Below are 15,881 nucleotides of genomic sequence, written 5' to 3'. Positions count from 1 at the left end.
CCTGGCTGGTGGGCATTATGAAAAAACCGGAGAAATCCGGTTTTTTTCATTTTCTAGGATGCATTATTTCTACTTTTTGCCAGCTGTTCACGAATATTGGCCAGATGCCCTTTCCCTTTTTCCATTCTCTCTTCGGCAGATACCACCTTACGGGCACTTTCCCAGCGCAAATCATCCTGAGGCAGCTCCAACAGGAATCGACTTGGCTCCGGACGTACCAGTTCACCAAACTGGCGACGCTCACGGCATAGTGTAAATGTCAGTTCCTTTTGAGCCCGGGTAATACCCACATAGGCCAGGCGACGTTCTTCATCAACATTGTCTTCGTCAATGCTACTTTGATGAGGAAGTAATCCTTCCTCCATACCCACCAGATAAACATAAGGAAACTCAAGGCCCTTCGACGCATGCAGCGTCATCAACTGAACCTGATCGAAATCTTCCTCATTTTCTCCACGCTCCATCATGTCACGTAATGTAAAACGCGTAACCACCTGAGTCAGCGTCATTGGTTCATCCAGATCGGAACCTTCCAGCATCTCGGTCATCCAGCCAAACAGCTGATTAACGTTTTTCATGCGCATTTCAGCAGCTTTCACACTGGGGGAGGTTTCATACAGCCAGCTTTCATAATCCATACCGTGAATCAGATCTCTGACGGCGGCAACCGGCTCTCTTTCAGACGTTTCAGTCACAGAAGATAACCAACGAGTAAAACGCTGTAGCGACTCAAGCCCACGCCCGGTGAGGTATTGCTCCAGCCCGACATCAAAACTGGCCCGATATAAACTGACGCCTCTCTGGTTAGCCCAGGTCCCTAATTTCTCCAGCGTTGCCGGACCAATTTCACGGCGAGGGGTATTCACAATACGTAAAAATGCACTGTCATCATCCGGATTCGTCAACACGCGTAAATAAGCCATCAGATCTTTAATTTCTGGCCGGGAAAAGAAAGAAGTTCCACCAGAAATTCGATAGGGAATGCGGTTTTGTATCAGCACTTTTTCAAAAATTCGTGACTGATGGTTTCCCCGGTACAAGATAGCGTAATCTTTATAATCGGTTTTATTGATAAAGTGATGGGCAATCAGTTCACCCACAACCCGTTCGGCTTCATTATCTTCATTATTCGCCGTTACCACTTTTAGCTCTTCACCGTACCCCAGCTCTGAAAACAATCGTTTCTCAAATACGTGCGGATTATTAGCAATCAGAATGTTAGCCGCTTTAAGTATCCGCCCTGATGAACGATAATTTTGCTCCAGCTTAATCACCTGTAAAGCGGGAAAATCCTGGCTCAACAACACCAGATTCTGAGGACGAGCACCCCGCCATGAGTAGATTGACTGATCGTCATCGCCCACCACGGTAAACCGGGCCCGATTACCTACCAACAGTTTAACCAGCTCATATTGGCTGGTATTGGTATCCTGATATTCATCCACCAGCAGATAACGCAGACGATTTTGCCAACGCTCTCTGACTTCCTCATTTCGCTGTAGTAATAAAGTGGGTAATAAAATTAGATCGTCGAAATCAAGAATACTGCAAGATTTGAGCTGTTTATCATACAGGTCGTAACAGTGAGCAAACAGTTTATCGCGCTCAGATTTCGCTGCCGCCGCGGCTCCAGCCGGACCAATTAAATCATTCTTCCAGTTAGATATGGTTGATATCAATTGTGAAATTAATACCTTGTCGTTCTCCAGCCATTTCTCTGTCAACTCTTTCAATAATGCCATCTGATCCTGATCGTCAAACAGCGAGAAATTGGACTTCATATTCAACGCGACATGTTCACGCTTGATAATTTCCAGCCCCAGAGTATGAAACGTAGAGATAACAATCCCTCTGGCTTCTTTACGCCCCAGCGTTTGTGCCAGACGTTCCTTCATCTCTCTGGCCGCTTTATTGGTAAAGGTGACGGCCGCAATATGCCGCGCCTGATAGCCACACTCACGAATCAAATAGGCAATTTTATTAATAATCACCCGCGTTTTACCCGAACCAGCACCAGCCAGCACTAAACAAGGGCCGGTAATAAATTCAACTGCCTGCTGTTGGCGGGGGTTCATGCGCATAACAAAGTTACTTACTCAGAGGACAAAGGGGAGAGGATTATAGCAAAAATAGCACCGGTCAACAGAACTGACGAAAGAAGAAATAGGGTATAAAAAAACCGGGCATTTGCCCGGTCTTAAACAACTCAACAAAAACCATTAACCGGCAACGGCAATACGTTTCATATCCGTCATATAACCGCGTAATTTCTTACCAATCACTTCAATTGGATGATTGCGGATAGCTTCGTTAACATCGCGCAGTTGGGCATTATCAATTTCTGCAGCAGCAACCGACTTACCTAAGTCACCAGCCTGCAATGAACCCATAAATTTCTCACGCAACAGCGGTACCGCGGCATTAGAGAACAGATAGTTACCGTATTCTGCAGTATCAGAAATAACCACGTTCATTTCATATAAACGCTTACGGGCAATGGTGTTAGCAATTAAAGGTAATTCATGCAGAGACTCATAGTAAGCAGACTCTTCGATAATACCGGAAACCACCATGGTTTCGAACGCCAGTTCAACCCCGGCTTTAACCATTGCGATCATCAGTACGCCATGATCAAAATATTCCTGTTCGCTGATTTTACCTTCCTGTTGAGGTGCATTTTCGAAAGCGGTGCGCCCCGTTTCTTCGCGCCAGCCTAATAATTTAGCATCATTATTAGCCCAGTCAGCCATCATGCCTTCGGAGAAAGCACCGGAAATAATGTCATCCATATGCTTTTGAAACAGCGGAGCCATCAATGCTTTCAACTGTTCAGACAGTGCGAAAGCACGCAGTTTTGCCGAGTTGGACAAGCGATCCATCATCAATGTGATGCCGCCCTGCTTCAGCGCTTCGGTCGTGGTTTCCCAACCATACTGTACTAATTTTTCAGCATATGCCGGACTGGCACCATCGGCCACCAGCTTGTCGAAACACAGAATTGAGCCAGCCTGTAACATACCGCACAGGATGGTTTGCTCACCCATCAGGTCAGATTTAACTTCAGCAACAAAAGAAGATTGCAGAACACCAGCACGATGGCCACCGGTTGCTGCTGCCCATGCTTTGGCAATCGCCATGCCTTCGCCCTTTGGATCGTTTTCCGGGTGAACAGCAATCAGCGTTGGAACACCAAAACCGCGCTTATACTCTTCGCGAACTTCGGTTCCCGGGCACTTCGGCGCTACCATCACTACGGTGATATCCGGACGAATAGTTTCGCCAACTTCAACAATATTAAAACCGTGAGAATAACCTAACGCAGCGCCTTTTTTCATCAGCGGCTGAACAGCCTGAACTACGGCAGAGTGCTGTTTGTCCGGCGTCAGGTTAACCACTAAGTCTGCCTGAGGGATCAGTTCTTCGTAGGTACCTACTTTAAAGCCGTTTTCTGTCGCTTTACGCCATGATGCACGCTTTTCATCAATCGCCTCTTTACGTAACGCATAAGCGATATCCAGACCAGAATCACGCATGTTCAGACCCTGATTAAGGCCCTGAGCACCACATCCGACAATAACGATTTTTTTACCTTTCAGAAAACCGGATTCATCAGCAAACTCATCGCGCCCCATAAAACGGCACTGACCTAACTGGGCCAACTGCTGGCGTAAGTTTAATGTATTAAAATAGTTAGCCATTATTATTCTCCATTTCTGGTTGTTATGTTGCGCTTTGTTGTGTTGGTACCCATAAACAGCAATACACCTGAAATTCATAATAAGACAAGATCTGCATTGCTTAAATTGATATATTAAGAAGATGATATTGCAATTTCTGCAATACAAAATCGGGTGTCTTAATGTGGATCTTCGTGATTTAAAATTATTTCTTCATTTAGCCGACAGTCAGCACTTTGGCAAAACCGCCAAAGCCACCTATGTTAGCCCTTCCACCCTATCGAGACAGATACAGCGAATGGAAGAAGAGCTTGGGCAGATGCTATTTCTGCGAGATAACCGCACAGTACAACTCACCCATGCAGGCCAACAGCTTAAAATCTTTGCCCAACAAACATTACTGCACTATCAACAGCTGAAAAATGCCCTAACGCAGGAGGGGGAATCCCTCAGTGGAGAATTGCGTATCTTCTGTTCGGTAACAGCTGCCTATAGCCATCTGCCAACCATACTCGACCAATTTCGTGCTCTGCACCCTAATGTAGAAATAAAATTGACCACTGGTGATGCCGCTGACGCTGTTGATAAAATCCAGTCTAATGATGCAGATCTGGCTATTGCAGGCCGCCCGGAAATGCTGCCTTCTACCATAGATTTTCGCAAAATCGGTGAAATTCCATTGGTGTTAATTACACCTTCACTGCCTTGTCCGGTACATACTCAAATGCTGGAGCATAAACCTGACTGGGCAAATATTCCCTTCATTTTACCGGAGCATGGCCCAACACGCAGGCGTATCGACCAGTGGTTTCGCCGTTACCACATCAGCAATCCGCAAATTTACGCTACCGTTGCAGGTCATGAAGCCATCGTTTCTATGGTGGCCCTTGGCTGTGGTATCGCACTGATTCCTAGCGTAGTACTGGACAATAGCCCCGAAACCATCCGCAGTCGGATTTCTGTGGTGGACCACGTTACCCTGACATCCGCCTTTGATTTAGGGGTATGCGTACAGAAAAAACGCCTTAATGAGCCTTTGATTCGTGCCTTCTGGCAGCTGATATAATTTTTATTGCCATCACTCTTCAGGATTGCGTTTAATCATTTCTGCCCGCATCAGGTAATGATAAAGGGGAGCTAATTGCTTAAAACCCTTTTCTAACAGAGAAACCAGACCATGATTAAATACCATTTCCATCTCCTGACTGGTATGCATAACGGCAAATGACTTGCGGTTATACCAGTCAGCAATGTTGGCATCCTGTTCTTTAATCAATGGGCGTTTATAACTTTCTCCCACCAACTCAAAGGGCGGTTTACTGCATTTTGCTACGGCTAAAAAGTCTTTAGGCTCAGTGCGCATCAATAAACGTAGCACATCCATCGTTTGGCGGCTGGCAGAGTAATATCCTAAACCATAACGATAAAAATCAGGGGCAATCTCAAAAAAATAGACCGGTGCATCTTTCCAGTCTTTACTGTGTCGTTTGAAGGTCAGCCACATATGGCTGCGATAGCGGGATTTATCATGACTGAAACGCGTATCGCGATGAATTCTGGACAGGGTTTTACCAATCGCCGGACGGGTTTCAAATTCAGGGTCGATAAGCATCATGCCTTGAGCCAAATCGGTTACCAGTGCCCGAAAGGGGGTCAGTATTTCATCATCATAGATATGGCGATGATCTTCAAACCAGTCTTTGCTGTTTTGAATTCTGACATCCTGTAAAAACGTCAGCCCTTGCTGGCTAAATCCATTGAATTGCATTATCGCTCCTGCCCGTTAGTCCATCATCAGAAAAACCAAACGCTGTCGAATATCATTCTTCGACAGCATTCAGATAACTACCCTGATTATCCCGCCAGAAAGAAGCGGAACGCCGGGTTATCCGTTTCATCATGATAATCATACCCCAGCTGTTCAAGATGCTGTTCAAACTCAGCATCATGCCCAACCAGTTCAAAAGCCGCAAGAACACGACCATAATCGGTACCATGACTGCGATAGTGAAACAATGAAATATTCCAGTAGGTACCTAACGTCTGCAAAAATTTCAATAACGCACCGCCAGACTCCGGAAATTCAAAGCTGTATAACCGCTCACTTAATGGTTTAGCCGGACGGCCTCCAACCATATAGCGAACGTGCAACTTGGCCATTTCATCATCCGATAAGTCAACCACCTGATAGCCATCGTCACGTAATTCACGGATAATCTCTTCTCTTTCCGTTTGTCCTCTGGTTAACCGAACCCCAACAAAAATGCAGGCATCTTTATCGCTGGCGTAACGATAGTTAAATTCGGTTACTGAACGACCACCTAATAGCTGACAAAACTTCAGAAAACTGCCTTTTTGCTCAGGGATAGTCACTGCCAGTAGCGCTTCCCGCTTTTCTCCCAGCTCACAGCGTTCGGAAACATAGCGCAATCCGTGGAAGTTCAAATTAGCGCCGGATAAAATACAGGCCAGACGTTCACCTTCCAGATTATGCTGCTCTGTATATTTTTTCAGTCCGGCCAGTGCCAGTGCGCCCGACGGTTCTGCAATTGCCCGGACATCTTCAAACAGATCTTTTACTGCAGCACATATTGCATCGCTGTCGACCGTAATAACATCATCCAGATATTCACGGCACAAACGAAAAGTCTCATCGCCAATACGCTTTACCGCTACGCCATCGGCAAATAATCCTACCCGCTCAAGATCGACAGGCTGCCCGGCATTCATCGCCGCCACCAAACAGGCAGAGTCTTCAGCTTCAACACCAATGACTTTAATTTCAGGCATCAATTGTTTAATTAGTACCGCTACACCGGCAGCCAATCCACCACCGCCAACAGGCACAAAAATACGGTCAAGATGAGCATCTTGTTGGATCAACTCCATACCGATAGTACCCTGTCCGGCAATGACTGCCGGATGGTCGAATGGCGGAATAAAGATATAGCCTTCCTGTTCAGACAGCGCTATGGCTTTTGCTTTAGCCTCATCAAAGTTAGCCCCGTGTAAAAGCACTTCGCCACCAAAGCCGCGTACAGCATCAACTTTAATATCCGGTGTCGTCAGCGGCATAACAATCAGAGAGCGGATGCCTAAGCCCGTAGCTGACAGCGCAACCCCCTGCGCATGATTCCCTGCCGAAGCCGCAATTACGCCATTGGCTTTCTGTTGCTCATTCAGTCCGGCGATCATCGCATGAGCGCCACGCAGCTTAAAACTGTGTACCGGCTGCCGGTCTTCACGCTTTACCAGCACAGTATTTTTCATGCGGGCAGAGAGCTTATTCATCACCTGCAATGGTGTGACCTGAGCCACGTCATAAACCGGAGAGCAAAGTACCGCGCGCAGATATTCTGCACCTGCCGGTGCAGAGGAGAGTGGTAATGGAACAGCCATAACGGTTAGCCTCCCAGCTTACTTTTATCCCTGACGGCGCCTTTATCTGCACTGGTTGCTAAACTGGCATAGGCACGTAAAGCAAATGAAACCTGACGACTGCGAGCCGCTGGCGTCCAGGCTTTATCACCACGAACCACTTCAGCCTGATGGCGGTTAGCTAATTCACTGTCTGATACATCCAGCACAATACTGCGCTTCGGAATATCAATATCAATCATGTCACCATCACGTACTAAGCCAATCAAACCACCATTGGCTGCTTCCGGTGAGATATGACCAATAGACAACCCGGAAGTACCGCCAGAAAAACGGCCATCGGTGATTAATGCACAGCTTTTACCTAACCCCATGGATTTCAGGAAAGTGGTTGGATACAGCATCTCCTGCATACCCGGCCCACCTTTTGGCCCTTCGTAGCGGATCACCACGACATCACCAGCAACCACTTTCTTACCCAGAATGGCCTCAACGGCATCTTCCTGGCTTTCATAGACTTTTGCCGGACCGCGGAATACCAGATGTTCATCATCAACACCTGCCGTTTTAACAATACAGCCATCTACTGCCAGATTACCGTTTAATACCGCCAGACCACCTTCCTGACTGTAAGCATGCTCTTTATCACGAATACAGCCTTCTGAACGATCGTCATCCAGAGAATCCCAACGGCAATCCTGAGAGAAGGCCTGAGTAGTGCGAATACCTGCCGGACCAGCCCGGAATAGCGTTCTCACCACATCATCATTAGTACGCATAATATCGAACTTATCTAAGGTTTCCGTCAGGCTCAGGCCCATAATATTTTTCGTATCGCGGTTTAGCAGGTCTGCACGCTCCAGCTCACCCAAAATTCCGATAACCCCACCAGCACGGTGAACGTCTTCCATATGATATTTTTGAGTACTTGGAGCAACCTTACACAGTTGAGGAACTTTGCGTGATAAACGGTCAATATCATTCATCGTGAAATCGACTTCCCCTTCCTGCGCAGCGGCCAGAAGATGTAATACAGTATTGGTTGAACCACCCATGGCGATATCCATCACCATCGCATTTTCAAACGCGGCTTTATTGGCGATAGCACGAGGCAATACGCTTGCATCATCCTGCTCATAATAGCGCTTGGTTAGTGCCACAATCTCTTTACCTGCATTCAGGAAAAGCTGCTTACGGTCTTTATGCGTCGCCAGCAGAGAGCCATTTCCCGGCAGCGCTAAACCCAGAGCTTCCGTTAAGCAGTTCATGGAGTTCGCAGTAAACATACCAGAACAGGAACCGCAGGTAGGGCAGGCAGAACGTTCTATTTGGGCGCTATCTTCATCGCTGACATCAGGGTTTGCCCCCTGAATCATGGCATCAATCAGATCCAGCTTGATAATTTTATCTGACAGTTTGGTTTTTCCTGCTTCCATCGGGCCACCGGAAACAAAAATAACCGGAATATTCAGGCGTAAAGACGCCATTAACATTCCCGGGGTAATCTTGTCACAGTTAGAGATACACACCATTGCGTCAGCACAGTGTGCATTCACCATGTATTCTACCGAATCGGCAATCAGCTCCCGGGAAGGAAGAGAATAGAGCATGCCTCCGTGCCCCATCGCGATGCCATCATCCACCGCGATAGTATTGAACTCTTTGGCTACACCACCTGACTCATGAATCTGATCGGCAACCAGCTTACCTAAGTCACGTAAATGCACATGGCCCGGAACGAACTGAGTAAAAGAGTTCACCACGGCAATAATTGGCTTACCAAAATCAGCATCGGTCATACCCGTTGCGCGCCATAGCGCACGAGCTCCTGCCATATTGCGACCATGTGTAGTTGTAGCTGAACGATACTTAGGCATGCTTTATTCACTCCCGTTATTTTATCCGGGCGGAGTGACTCCGCCCGTTGGTATTATGTTTGCTTTATTACTGATTTACTAAGTCTAACCAGCCGTATTTATCTTCTGTCTGACCGTTGAACAGACCAAAGAAGCGCTGTTGGATCTGCTTAGTGATAGGACCACAACGGCCAATACCAACTTCAATACCATCAACGCTACGTACTGGGGTAATTTCAGCTGCGGTACCGGTCATAAACACTTCATCGGCAAGATAGAGTGATTCACGGGACAGTACTTGCTCACGAATTTCAAAGCCCAAATCTTTAGTTAACTTCATGATGGCATCACGAGTAATACCCGGCAGAGCCGCAGAAGTTAAGGTTGGGGTAAAGACTACACCATCTTTAATGATGAAAATGTTCTCACCCGCACCTTCAGAAACATAACCATGAACATCCAGAGCAATACCTTCAGTATAGCCATGACGACGAGCCTCACTACCAACCAGTAAAGAAGAAAGGTAGTTACCACCGGCTTTAGCTGCGGTTGGAATTGTGTTTGGTGCAGAACGGTTCCATGAAGAAACCATCGCATCAATACCCTGGTCCAGAGCTTCTTCTCCCAAATAAGCTCCCCAAGGGAAAGCGGCAATGATGACGTCAGTTTTGTATCCCGGCGGTGGATTAACGCCCATACCTACATCACCAATAAACACTAATGGACGAATATAAGCGCTGGTCAGATTATTCTTGCTTAATGTTTCGCGACAGGCTGCCATTAGTTCATCTACGGAGTAAGAAACTGGCATACGATAAATTTTTGCAGAATCACGCAGACGCTGCATATGCTCACGATGACGGAAAACCGCAGGGCCTTTATGGGTGTTATAGCAACGCACACCCTCAAACACGGAAGTACCATAATGTAACGCATGGGACATCACGTGAACCTTTGCATCAGCCCATGGAGTCATCTCGCCATTGAACCATATGTAGTCTGCTCTCTTCGTACTCATTGTCTCTATTCCTTGTCGCGCTATGCGCGTATTTGTTGTGATGTTTGATTGAGGATCTCAACGCTGTTGACATCCGCAAGTTTAGTTAACTGGGAAGATAATAAATTGACAGGACGCTCACTGGAAACGGTTAAATGAATATTTATATTATCTCCATTACCTGTCTGATTCATGTTCATTTTGCACACCCGAAAACCTCTGTGGCGAACAACACGCAGTAAGCGTTCTAAAACCTCTGAGCGGAAGCGGGTTTGGATATAAAGTTGATGTTCTGTCATGATACTTTCTCCAGCATGGTTTCGTTACCAGCACCTGGTGGAACCAGAGGCCAAACATTTTCTAATTCATCAATCGAGACATGAAGCAAGTAGGGGCCTTCACTGGTTAACATGGTATTTAAAGCATCATCAACCTGATCTTTACGAGAAATACGCTGTCCCGGAATACCAAACGCGCTGGCCAGTACCAGAAAATCCGGATTATCGGATAAATCGGTTTCGCTATAGCGCGCATCAAAAAACAGTTGCTGCCACTGTCTCACCATACCCAGACGCTGGTTATCCACTAACACCATTTTTATCGGCAATTTCTTGCGCTTTATCGTGCCCAGCTCCTGAACATTCATCATAAAAGAGCCATCCCCTGAAACGCAGATCACCATATCATCAGGACGAGCCATTTGTGCACCAACCGCAGCAGGAATACCAAAGCCCATGGTTCCTAACCCGCTTGATGTAATAAAGTTTTCCGGACGGCTGAATGACATATGTTGAGCACTCCACATCTGATGTTGTCCCACATCAGTTGTGATTACGGCATTTTCAGGTTTTTTATCGGAAAGCTGTTTTAACAATAGCGGGGCATAGATAGGTTGACCAGGATGATCGTAGCGGGCAGCAAATTCATTTTTCATCGTCATGACCGATTTACGCCAGCTCTCGATGGACATCGGCTGCTGCAATGCAGGTAATATTTCATTCAAATCGCCCTGTAAAGCAACATGGGGTGTTCTTAACTTGCCTAACTCCGCCGGGTCGATATCCATATGGATAACTTTGGCATTCGGTGCAAAAGCATTGAGTTTCCCTGTTACCCTATCGTCAAAACGTACACCGATAGCAACTAACAGGTCACAATCCTGTACGGCTAAGTTACTGGCTTTGGCACCATGCATTCCCAACAGGCCTAAATAGCACGGATCCTGTGCATCAAAAGCCCCCAAACCTTTCAGAGTAGATACTCCCGGCATTCGCGTCACTTTAGTGAAGGTACGTAATGCATCAACCGCCTGGGCCATACCTACGCCACCACCAACGTATAACATTGGCTTTTTAGATTCCGCAATCATCTTTCTGGCGGACGCTAAATCGGCATCAGAGACTTCGGGAAGTTCTTCAACGGGGAATAGAACCGGCTTGAGATGGTCGCCCGCAGCTAACTGGATATCTTTTGGAATATCTATCAGTACAGGCCCCGGGCGGCCACTGCATGCCGTAGCAAAAGCCTGGGCAATAACCGTAGGAAGCTCTTCCAGTGACTCCACCAGATAGCTGTGCTTAGTACAGGCCAGTGATAATCCTAAAACATCCACTTCCTGAAATGCATCAGTACCAATCAGCGGCGAGGCTACCTGTCCGGTGATAGCGACAACGGGAACGGAATCCAATAATGCATCCGCCAGCCCGGTGATCAGATTTGTTGCCCCCGGGCCAGAAGTCGCGATACAGACGCCAACTTTACCGGTTGCTCTGGCATAACCCAGCGCAGCTATCGCAGCACCTTGCTCATTGCGGCACAGCAAATGTTCAATACCACCGTCAAACAACGCATCATAAACTGGCATAATAGCCCCGCCCGGGTAGCCAAAAACCGTCTTAACACCCTGTTCGCGTAATGTATGTACAACCCACTGTGCCCCATTCATCATTCTTACCCCGTTTGTCTTCATGCTTAGAACAGTTTTTTATACTGTTTGTTTCGTTATGCTTTACGTTGTGTTTTGCCTGAATTTTTATTACGCATAAAAAAACCCCCGACTTCTCAGTGCGGGGGTTCTTGAATTTCAGACCACTAATCAGGTCATTCTTCGTCCAAGTGCTGCCCCGCACGGTGGGATAATAATCACCACCACACTAATAATAACGAGGCTAATCACTTGGCTTACAGACTTCATAGTTTTAATAAAATTCTTTATCAGTCGAACGAATGACTACAGAGTTATCATAGTTGCGCGTTGAGTGACAAGTTATTTTTTATTTCCCTTTTTAACGCCAGGATAAGAAATCAAAAAATATCTTTAGTTATCATAATAATAAAACCAGAATCAGAATAAAAATTATTTTTTCTCGATCTGGCACGTAAAAAACCCGTGTTATCAGCCATAAAATTAGCAATTAACTGGAATATAAATCTAAAAAAATGACATCAACTCTAAAATAGATAAAACAATTTCCCTTAAGTCTGACAGGATACGCTGAAAAATAAGTCGGATAATTCAGTATGTCATTAGCTATCGTTCACACCCATGCATCAATAGGAATTCAGGCGCCAGCCGTCAGTGTTGAAGTGCATATCAGCAACGGAATGCCAAATTTTACCTTAGTAGGTTTACCTGAAATAACGGTAAAAGAAGCAAAAGATAGGGTAAGGAGTGCACTGATAAACAGCGGATTTACTTTTCCACCTAAAAAAATCACGGTGAATTTGGCACCGGCAGATTTACCCAAAGAAGGGGGAAGATTCGATCTGCCCATTGCGTTAGCTATATTGGCCGCCTCAGAACAAATTCCATCGACAAAACTGCAGCAACATGAATTCTTAGGCGAACTCGCTCTTTCCGGGGAAATAAAACCCATTAATGGTGCGATACCCGCCGCTCTTGCAGCATCCAGAAACGATCGTATCCTGATTCTTTCACAAGGAAATGCCACTGAAGTGGCACTAATTGAACAAGGCAATAACCTGATTGCCGCGAATCTGGCCGAGATATGTCATTACCTGTCTGATAGTGAAACTACGCTTTGTAAACCGAGTAAGCAGGCGGTTCCGGATGATTCATTATCATTACCCGATCTGAAAGACATCATTGGTCAGGAACAGGCAAAACGAGCACTGGAAATTTCCGCCGCCGAAGGGCATAACCTGTTGCTGCTCGGCCCTCCGGGTACCGGTAAAACCATGTTGGCCACGCGTCTTAATGCACTTTTACCACCTCTAAGCGATCAGGAAGCTTTAGAGAGTGCAGCGATATCCAGCCTCGTCCATACACCACAAAATTCGTCAAACTGGCGTAAACGGCCTTTCAGAGCGCCCCATCACAGTGCATCAATGGCTGCCTTGGTAGGTGGAGGTTCAATTCCCAGACCAGGAGAAATATCTCTGGCACATAACGGTGTACTATTTTTAGATGAACTACCCGAATTTGAAAGAAAAGTGCTGGACGCACTCAGAGAACCCTTAGAGTCCGGTGAAATCGTGATTTCCCGAGCTAATGCAAAAGTTTGCTTTCCAGCCCGAGTTCAATTAATTGCGGCAATGAACCCCAGCCCTACCGGCCATTATCAGGGAATACTCAGTCGCTCTAATCCTCAGCAAATCATGCGCTATTTAAATCGACTATCCGGGCCTTTTCTCGATCGTTTTGATTTATCTATTGAAGTACCACTATTACCCCAAGGCGTATTAAGCCAGCGCAGAGAAGAAGGAGAGTCCAGCCAGTCCGTTCGGCAACGAGTACTAAATGCCAGAACGCTTCAGGCAAAGAGAAATGGGAAAGTGAATGCTCAACTAAGCAGTAAAGAGGTGGAATCAAGCTGTAAACTCAATCCGGAAGATGCCCTATTCCTTGAACACGCCTTGCTAAAACTTGGGCTTTCCGTTCGCGGGTGGCATCGTATCCTGAAAGTATCGCGGACTATTGCTGATTTATCCGGTAGTGAAGAGATAAACAGAAGCCATATTGCTGAAGCATTAAGCTATCGCTGCATGGACCGACTACTGTTACAGCTTTATAAAGCGGTAGGATAAGAAACGGGGCTTAAAGCCCCGTTAATTAATCATCAGTGTCGTTAAAGTCTTCGACGGTATCTACCTGTGGCTTACCACCAGACAGCGTGTGGAAGCGCTTAGGACGACGAATACGGTCAAGGTATTTAGTCCATACCTTTTCAGACTCGGTTACTGCCTCACGCTCTCCACGGCAAACAGCAACGAACAGTTTTTCTTCTTCTGTTGCTGGTTCACGCTTACCTAAATCAAGCTCATTAAAAGCATAACCTAAACGCTCTAGCAATTGAGCTTCTTTAATGGTGAAATCCCCATGACGAGAAAAACCTCGAGGATAATTTTTATTGTCAAAAAAACGATGCGTCGTAGTGAAGCTTTCCGCCATCTGACATACTCCTAAGTATCTAAATTAATGCCGTTATGGCGCGGAGTATTAGTGAGGCTTGCCGGCGTGTAAAACAAAAAATTTAAATCGTCACGATAAAATTATTTGGAGATAGTGTGGATACAGAATTACTAAAGACTTTTCTGGAAGTAAGTAAGACCCGTCATTTTGGTCGGGCGGCTGAATCACTGTATCTTACGCAATCAGCGGTGAGCTCGCGTATAAGACTGTTAGAAAATCAGTTAGGCGTTAATCTTTTTACTCGCCACCGCAATAATATTCGGCTGACGGCCGCCGGGGAACAGCTTCTACCCTATGCAGAAAACCTGATAATTACCTGGCAGCAGGCTCGATCGTCTATTACTAAAAGCAACCAAAAAAAGAATACATTATCTATTGGTGCATTACCTCTAATCTGGGAAACCGGCCTGACAGACTGGCTTGAATCACTCTATTTAGTACATAAAAATTTACAGTTTGATGCCAGAATCGCACCAAGGAACCTTCAAGTCCAACAACTTCATGAGAGACAATTAGATCTTTTGATCACCACAGAGCCCTCTAAAATGGATGAGTTGGTCAGTAAAAGAATAACTTCCATCCCACTACAGTTGGTCATGTCAGAGCGTAAAAGCGGCGATAAGAAGAGAGCTTATATCTCTCTTGATTGGGGAATCGATTTTTCACAACAGGAAAAAGAGAGTTTCACGCAGGAGATCTCCCCTGTTCTCACGACCAGCTCTGCGCTGATGGCAAAACAACTGTTAAAGAATACGGCTGGTTGTACTTTTTTACCTGAATTCTGGCAAAAACAGCACCCCGAACTTAAACCTGTACAGCCCATTCAGTCAATTAATCTTCCTCTGTATGCAATTTGGCTGCAAAACAGTGAACACCATCTACTCATTCACAAACTAATAAGCAATTTTCATATTCCTGAAGATAATGAATAACATATTGATATTAAATAATAAGCTTAAATAATTTTATTAAATCGCAGGCAATAAAAAACCCTTTGTTTTCACAAAGGGTTTTTTACTTTTTATGGCAGGGGCGGAGAGACTCGAACTCCCAACACCCGGTTTTGGAGACCGGTGCTCTACCAATTGAACTACGCCCCTAAAGAACGCTTACTACTACGCCTGCTAATGTAGCAGGCATAATATAAATAAGTGGCGGAACGGACGGGACTCGAACCCGCGACCCCCTGCGTGACAGGCAGGTATTCTAACCAACTGAACTACCGCTCCACCGATTCTTTTTCATTACAAGAACAAATCATCTTGTAATCTATATTTAAAGCCTGGCAGTTTATGAATGACTGCGTCATTCACCCTTCGGGTCAACGCTGTGCGTTGCTCAAACCCGCTTCGCGAGTTTGTCCTACTCTCTGTCGAGTAGCGAACTGCCCCTACTATCACTGCTTACATCAAATTTAAAGCCTGGCAGTTCCCTACTCTCGCATGGGGAAGCCCCACACTACCATCGGCGCTACGGCGTTTCACTTCTGAGTTCGGCATGGGGTCAGGTGGGACCACCGCGCTATCGCCGCCAGGCATATT

At 46.1% G+C, this 15,881-nt stretch carries 13 protein-coding genes, 2 tRNA genes and 1 rRNA gene; 3 read left to right on the top strand and 13 right to left on the bottom strand.

From position 1 onward, the window contains the following. Positions 1–53: 53 nt before the first annotated feature. Positions 54–2,081: a DNA helicase Rep gene (gene rep, locus LPW36_RS08215; RefSeq protein WP_230609055.1), complete on the bottom strand. Its 2,028-nt coding sequence runs from the start codon at positions 2,079–2,081 to the stop codon at positions 54–56. Between the two features lie 138 nt (positions 2,082–2,219). Further along, entirely contained in the window at positions 2,220–3,698 is a 1,479-nt protein-coding gene (gene ilvC, locus LPW36_RS08210; RefSeq protein ID WP_218468397.1) for a ketol-acid reductoisomerase, read from the bottom strand. A 163-nt stretch (positions 3,699–3,861) separates the two neighbouring features. Here ilvC and ilvY point away from each other — a divergent pair, with 163 nt between their 5' ends. After that, positions 3,862–4,743 carry an HTH-type transcriptional activator IlvY gene (gene ilvY, locus LPW36_RS08205; protein ID WP_230609052.1) on the top strand — a complete coding sequence of 294 codons (882 nt, stop codon included), beginning with the start codon at positions 3,862–3,864 and terminating at the stop codon, positions 4,741–4,743. Between the two features lie 12 nt (positions 4,744–4,755). On the opposite strand, the gene LPW36_RS08200 is transcribed toward ilvY, so the two are convergent. The 7 genes from LPW36_RS08200 to ilvL all read right to left on the bottom strand — a co-directional run bounded on the left by LPW36_RS08200 (position 4,756) and on the right by ilvL (position 12,102). Then, entirely contained in the window at positions 4,756–5,445 is a 690-nt protein-coding gene (locus LPW36_RS08200) for a DUF2461 domain-containing protein (RefSeq protein ID WP_230609050.1), read from the bottom strand. An 86-nt stretch (positions 5,446–5,531) separates the two neighbouring features. Beyond that, positions 5,532–7,076, bottom strand: coding sequence for a threonine ammonia-lyase, biosynthetic (ilvA, locus tag LPW36_RS08195; protein ID WP_230609047.1), 1,545 nt, complete (start codon positions 7,074–7,076; stop codon positions 5,532–5,534). Between the two features lie 5 nt (positions 7,077–7,081). Further along, positions 7,082–8,932, bottom strand: coding sequence for a dihydroxy-acid dehydratase (gene ilvD, locus LPW36_RS08190; protein WP_230609045.1), 1,851 nt, complete (start codon positions 8,930–8,932; stop codon positions 7,082–7,084). A gap of 67 nt (positions 8,933–8,999) precedes the next feature. Next, positions 9,000–9,929, bottom strand: coding sequence for a branched-chain amino acid transaminase (locus tag LPW36_RS08185; RefSeq protein ID WP_230609043.1), 930 nt, complete (start codon positions 9,927–9,929; stop codon positions 9,000–9,002). A 20-nt stretch (positions 9,930–9,949) separates the two neighbouring features. Beyond that, a complete protein-coding gene (gene ilvM, locus LPW36_RS08180) occupies positions 9,950–10,207 on the bottom strand; it encodes an acetolactate synthase 2 small subunit (RefSeq protein WP_130590085.1) in 258 nt (85 codons plus the stop codon). Then, positions 10,204–11,853 (bottom strand): acetolactate synthase 2 catalytic subunit, encoded by a 1,650-nt coding sequence (gene ilvG / locus LPW36_RS08175; RefSeq protein ID WP_230609193.1) that lies wholly within the window; start codon positions 11,851–11,853, stop codon positions 10,204–10,206. The genes ilvM and ilvG overlap by 4 nt, the downstream gene beginning before the upstream one ends. A gap of 150 nt (positions 11,854–12,003) precedes the next feature. Then, complete coding sequence (ilvL, locus tag LPW36_RS08170; protein WP_130590084.1) at positions 12,004–12,102, bottom strand: ilv operon leader peptide; 99 nt, start codon at positions 12,100–12,102, stop codon at positions 12,004–12,006. A 326-nt stretch (positions 12,103–12,428) separates the two neighbouring features. Between ilvL and LPW36_RS08165 the strand changes: the two genes are divergently transcribed. Further along, on the top strand, positions 12,429–13,955 hold the full coding sequence (locus LPW36_RS08165; protein WP_230609041.1) for a YifB family Mg chelatase-like AAA ATPase: 1,527 nt from the start codon (positions 12,429–12,431) through the stop codon (positions 13,953–13,955). Between the two features lie 25 nt (positions 13,956–13,980). Here LPW36_RS08165 and LPW36_RS08160 read toward each other — a convergent pair whose 3' ends face one another. Next, complete coding sequence (locus LPW36_RS08160) at positions 13,981–14,319, bottom strand: MaoP family protein (protein WP_230609039.1); 339 nt, start codon at positions 14,317–14,319, stop codon at positions 13,981–13,983. Positions 14,320–14,435: 116 nt separating this feature from the next. On the opposite strand from LPW36_RS08160, the gene hdfR reads away from it, so the two are divergent. Next, positions 14,436–15,272, top strand: a complete 837-nt coding sequence (gene hdfR, locus LPW36_RS08155; protein WP_230609036.1) for an HTH-type transcriptional regulator HdfR — start codon at positions 14,436–14,438, stop codon at positions 15,270–15,272. A 92-nt stretch (positions 15,273–15,364) separates the two neighbouring features. Here the strand turns inward: hdfR and LPW36_RS08150 are convergent. From LPW36_RS08150 to rrf, 3 genes are all read right to left on the bottom strand, one after another. Further along, positions 15,365–15,440, bottom strand: a tRNA-Trp gene (locus LPW36_RS08150). Between the two features lie 52 nt (positions 15,441–15,492). Next, positions 15,493–15,569, bottom strand: a tRNA-Asp gene (locus LPW36_RS08145). Between the two features lie 190 nt (positions 15,570–15,759). Further along, positions 15,760–15,875, bottom strand: a 5S ribosomal RNA gene (gene rrf, locus LPW36_RS08140). Positions 15,876–15,881: the final 6 nt, after the last annotated feature.

It is taken from the genome of Limnobaculum eriocheiris (genome assembly GCF_021010575.1).
GTDB classification, from domain to species: Bacteria; Pseudomonadota; Gammaproteobacteria; order Enterobacterales; family Enterobacteriaceae; genus Limnobaculum; species Limnobaculum eriocheiris.
Note: the sequence above shows the minus strand (reverse complement) of the source record. Positions and strands in the feature narration are given on the sequence as shown.

Excerpts from the sequence above, each read along its gene's own strand:
- rep (WP_230609055.1), bottom strand. The coding sequence starts at position 2,081 with ATGCGCATGAACCCCCGCCAACAGCAGGCAGTTGAATTTATTACCGGC.
- ilvG (WP_230609193.1), bottom strand. The coding sequence starts at position 11,853 with ATGAATGGGGCACAGTGGGTTGTACATACATTACGCGAACAGGGTGTT.
- LPW36_RS08185 (WP_230609043.1), bottom strand. The coding sequence starts at position 9,929 with ATGAGTACGAAGAGAGCAGACTACATATGGTTCAATGGCGAGATGACT.
- ilvL (WP_130590084.1), bottom strand. The coding sequence starts at position 12,102 with ATGAAGTCTGTAAGCCAAGTGATTAGCCTCGTTATTATTAGTGTGGTG.
- ilvC (WP_218468397.1), bottom strand. The coding sequence starts at position 3,698 with ATGGCTAACTATTTTAATACATTAAACTTACGCCAGCAGTTGGCCCAG.
- LPW36_RS08160 (WP_230609039.1), bottom strand. The coding sequence starts at position 14,319 with ATGGCGGAAAGCTTCACTACGACGCATCGTTTTTTTGACAATAAAAAT.
- ilvD (WP_230609045.1), bottom strand. The coding sequence starts at position 8,932 with ATGCCTAAGTATCGTTCAGCTACAACTACACATGGTCGCAATATGGCA.
- LPW36_RS08165 (WP_230609041.1), top strand. The coding sequence starts at position 12,429 with ATGTCATTAGCTATCGTTCACACCCATGCATCAATAGGAATTCAGGCG.
- ilvM (WP_130590085.1), bottom strand. The coding sequence starts at position 10,207 with ATGACAGAACATCAACTTTATATCCAAACCCGCTTCCGCTCAGAGGTT.
- ilvA (WP_230609047.1), bottom strand. The coding sequence starts at position 7,076 with ATGGCTGTTCCATTACCACTCTCCTCTGCACCGGCAGGTGCAGAATAT.
- LPW36_RS08200 (WP_230609050.1), bottom strand. The coding sequence starts at position 5,445 with ATGCAATTCAATGGATTTAGCCAGCAAGGGCTGACGTTTTTACAGGAT.